Here is a 3959-nt window from a genome sequence, read left to right as displayed (position 1 = left end):
GGCCCGTCCCGGTAAGGAACGGGCCGCGCGGGACAGTAGGGTCAGTGCGCGGTTTGCCCGCCGTCGACGACGTAGATCCCGCCGGTCGCGAAGGACGCGAGCGGCGAGGCGAGGTAGAGCACCATGCCGGTCATCTCCTCGGGCTCGGCCGGCCGGCCAAGCTGGGAGCCGGCGACGACGACATCGCGCATCGCCGGGTCATCGAGCCAGCCCTTGGTCATTCCGGTGGCAACCAGGCCCGGCGCGAGCGCGTTCACGCGGACTCCTGCGGTGGCGTAGTCGATGGCCGCGGCCTTGGTCAGGCCGACGACGCCGTGCTTGGCGGCGACATACGGAGACATGCCCGGGTCGGCGATCACCCCGGCGATCGAGGCGGTGTTGATGATCGATCCACCGCCGTGCTCGGCCATGTAGGCGATCTCGTGCTTAAGGGCGAGGAAGACGCCCTTGAGGTCAACGTTGATGGTCCGATCCCAGTCCGCCTCGGTCTGCTCGAGCAGCGGACCCGTGGGAGGGAGCACTCCGGCGTTGTTGAAGGCGACGTCTAGTCCGCCGTACGTCGAGACCGCGGTCCGCACGAGGTTTTCGACCTCGTCGTTCTTCGTGACGTCGGTGCGGACGTACATCGCTGTGCCGCCGTCGGCGGTGATCAGGTCGACGGTCTCGGCAGCGCGCTCGTCCACGTCACCGATGACGACCTTGGCTCCCTGGCGGGCGAACGCGCGGGCAGTCGCCCGGCCGATGCCGGTCGCACCTCCGGTGATCAAGACGACCTTGTCGGTGAAGTCCAGCAACGGCGCAACCATGAGAGCTCTCCCTTCTGGGCGATCGGTCGATCACCCAGATCGTTGAAGATTCAAGTATCTTGTGCAGCGCACCCGGCGCCGCCTTTATTCCCCGACAGCCGGCGTTTGATCCACCCAGCCGGGTGTCTGGCAAGCGTGCCGGCGAGCAGAGCAACGCGCGGCGAGCGGCTGGCGACGAGTGGCCAGCGCACGTCTAGGAGCGCTTTCTTCTCCTCCGGCCCGTCGAGCACGATCTGCCGCTCGCCGTCCGTCGGTTCGCTCCAGGGCACATCGGTGCGCATGCCGAACTCGCGTGCGGCGTCGGGCTGGACGTTGAACCCGAAACAGCTGCCAAGGGACGGCGGCGCCGTCGTCGATGGTCTTGGACGGATCGGGGACGAATGCGGCGTCATCGACCGCGCGCACGACGCCGAGCCCTTGGCAGCCGGGACAGGCGCCAGTGGAGTTGAAGGACAGGTCCTCCGCGCTCGGCGGGTGCACCCGCTCACCGCACACCGGGCAGCCGAACGCGACCTCTGCCGCGACGTCGATCGTCGGGGAGCCCGATGACCGTTGGGGCACACATGCGAGGAGAGTCGTGGGAACATCAGCCGCAGGACGCTCAGCAGTTCGGTGGAGGTACCGAAGGTAGAGCGCACGCCTGGCACGCCGGGGAACGACTACTGACTCCAGCGCGACCGGCTCACACCCCAACGCCGGCTCTTCGGACAAGCCACTTTCCGGACCCGCCACCAACCAGCCTCGAACGTTGATCGCCGCACCGTCTTGACACAGGGGAGCCAAGACCGAGCGCTGTCTGGATCGACCATCTATGACGTTGTGACACGCGGTTAGGGGCATGAGCGTGCAGCTGATCAAGCGCCGTCGTTACCTTGCCCGAGCCATTGATGCACCGCTGCGAAGGCTGCATCGGTCAGTCCCGCAAATGGGTCGACACGGTGCAGCAGCGCCTGTCCCGGGTGGTTCGCGGCTACCCATCGCCGGTCGGCGTCGGTTATCTCATCGTCAAGCCAGACGAAAGGGCGGCCGGCCGCCCACCGAGTGAGGAACACCGTCTTCCAGTGCAGACCATGCTCGGGTTCCTCACCGGAGTCCGGCCACTCCACCACTGGGAGCGCCGGGAGGCCCAGTCGTGGCGCGATGATCTCGTTTGCCTCCGCCATCCATGTAGTGGCCCAGACCAACTGGCATCCCAGGGCCAGCAGGCGCCGTCCGTCATCGAGGTCAAGCCGATCCAGGAGAGGATTGCCCCAGCCGTCCGGTGCCTCGGCGTTCACCTCTCCCCCGGTCGAAGGACGGCCCCTTGTCGTCGGCCGGCCCCTGAACGGGATGAGCACGCCATCTACGTCGAGAAAGATCAGCGGTGGTTGAGCGACGCTGGGAAGCACTCCCGAACCGTATCGCTGATCAGGGTGCCCTCCGGGAGCCGGTCTCTCCGCCCACAGCAATCGGGAGCGTGCAGCCGTGGGGCGATTGCAGACGGTCATGGGACGGCCAAGCGCCGACGCCCAGTCGGCGGCAAGAGCGGATGTGGGCTGTTCGCCAGAGGGAGGGCACGACTACGGTGCTGCTGTGATGGCGTGGGAGCTTTGGCGGCAGGACGACAACGGCAACCGGGTCCGGATGGGCACCTTCGCTGACCGGGTTGAGGCGCTGGCCAAGGTCCTGGCGCTGGAGTCTGGTGTGGTGCACAAGCAGACCTACTGGGTCGACGGGCCACCGGGGCCGGTCTGCCGCACAAACCGCGACCTGTACCGGCGCCTTGCCCGGGAAGGCGAAGGTATGAACGCGGCCGCGCGTAGTTTGGACGTGTTCCTGCGTTCGTGGTGGCGCGTTGCCCGGCCGCTGTCGGGTCGGGCCTCGCTGGACCTGGATTCGGTTGCCGCGATGGTCGTGGCGGCAGGCATGGTCGAGCCGGCGCCGCTGCAGGCATCCTGGCGTTCCGCCTCGTTTCGCTACACGGACGAGCCGACGTCGTATGCCGACTGGGAAGCCATCGTGCTGTCTCAGATCGCGGACCTGGCCGACTTCGCCGATCAGGGACCGCTGGACGAGTACGCCCGGTTCGGCATTGACGCCCCCCGGACGGCAGGATGCGTGCGAGCCACGGACATCCGCTGGTACAACTTTGATCCGCAGGCGTACCTGGAATGCGGGATGGCCGGAGCACTGGGCGGCTGGAGCGAAGACGACGGCCTACGGAAACCAGTTCCTGGCCCCGTCGTGCCCTTGGTGAACGAGCCAGAGCCGGGCGAGCACACGATCGGCTTCCTCGGCTGGGCCGACCTCGCAGAACTGGCCCGGTGCGGGCAGGAGTACGAGTAGCACCGCGGCCGAACTCAGCCCGACAGACCGCTTGCAACGCTTGCGGCAACGCCACTGGAGCGACATCAAGCCGCACCTCGTGTAGCAGCCGCCCTCATCCCAACAGGCAGGCGCACACGCTCACCTCGGCCAACGCACCTCATCGGCACGGCCGAGAGCGGGCGGGCGACCGTGCCGGGGTCCTAACTCAATGACTTCTCGCAACGCGATCGCCGGACGATCCGGGCCGGTGGCCGCCAAATACCGTATATCGAGGTGACCGCCGGGACGCCTCCTGCGGCTGACCGTCAGCCCCGCTGAACCCGCGGACCAGCTTGGCTGGATCGGCAGCGAGACACCGGCATTCCAAGACGTCCCTTCGCCGCTGCCTCGCTGGTGTGCTCACGCCGGAGCCGGCGTGAGCATCACCTCTCCCGGGCTCGGATGGTCGCAGTCCTCGACCGTCATCGGTGGGGGCGGCATTGCTCTCGACTCGTATCTTGGCCGGGTGACGAATCGCTACCTTCTGCCCTCGCTGACTTTCACCCGCCATGCAGCCGGCCTGCTGGCCGGCCTCGCACTCGGCGTCGCGCTGCTGTCTGGTTGCGGTTCAGAGGGCGCCTCCACCGACTGTGAGCGGAACACCTGTACGGTCACCTTCGCCCGGGGCGCCGACACCAGCGCCAGCATCCTCGGCTTCGAGGCGAAGCTGATCGACGTCCAGGGTGACCAGGTGACGGTGACGGTGGCTGGGGAAGAGTTCTCGCTCTCCCCCGGCCAACCGGCCACCGAGGCAGGGGGCTTTTCCGTGGCCCTGGCCAGCGTCACCGACCAGCAGGTCGTCATCCG

5 protein-coding genes are annotated in these 3959 nt (G+C 67.6%); 2 read left to right on the top strand and 3 right to left on the bottom strand.

Annotation, left to right across the window (positions count from 1 at the left end; all coding sequences use genetic code 11):
• Positions 1 to 41 precede the first annotated feature (41 nt).
• The 3 genes from AB0L34_RS33125 to AB0L34_RS33115 form a co-directional block, all read right to left on the bottom strand.
• Positions 42 to 794 (bottom strand): SDR family oxidoreductase, encoded by a 753-nt coding sequence (locus tag AB0L34_RS33125; RefSeq protein ID WP_363709544.1) that lies wholly within the window; start codon positions 792 to 794, stop codon positions 42 to 44.
• Between the two features lie 62 nt (positions 795 to 856).
• Positions 857 to 1087, bottom strand: a complete 231-nt coding sequence (locus tag AB0L34_RS33120; protein ID WP_363709542.1) for a hypothetical protein — start codon at positions 1085 to 1087, stop codon at positions 857 to 859.
• 573 nt (positions 1088 to 1660) lie between these two features.
• A complete protein-coding gene (locus AB0L34_RS33115) occupies positions 1661 to 2194 on the bottom strand; it encodes an HAD domain-containing protein (protein WP_363709540.1) in 534 nt (177 codons plus the stop codon).
• Positions 2195 to 2378: 184 nt separating this feature from the next.
• Between AB0L34_RS33115 and AB0L34_RS33110 the strand changes: the two genes are divergently transcribed.
• Both AB0L34_RS33110 and AB0L34_RS33105 read left to right on the top strand, forming a co-directional pair.
• Positions 2379 to 3131, top strand: a complete 753-nt coding sequence (locus AB0L34_RS33110; RefSeq protein WP_363709538.1) for a hypothetical protein — start codon at positions 2379 to 2381, stop codon at positions 3129 to 3131.
• Between the two features lie 487 nt (positions 3132 to 3618).
• Positions 3619 to 3959: hypothetical protein (locus AB0L34_RS33105; RefSeq protein ID WP_363709546.1), on the top strand; the 341-nt coding region annotated here is incomplete at its 3' end.

This window comes from Micromonospora sp. NPDC052213 (assembly GCF_040679695.1).
GTDB lineage: Bacteria > Actinomycetota > Actinomycetes > Mycobacteriales > Micromonosporaceae > Micromonospora.
Note: the sequence above shows the minus strand (reverse complement) of the source record. Positions and strands in the feature narration are given on the sequence as shown.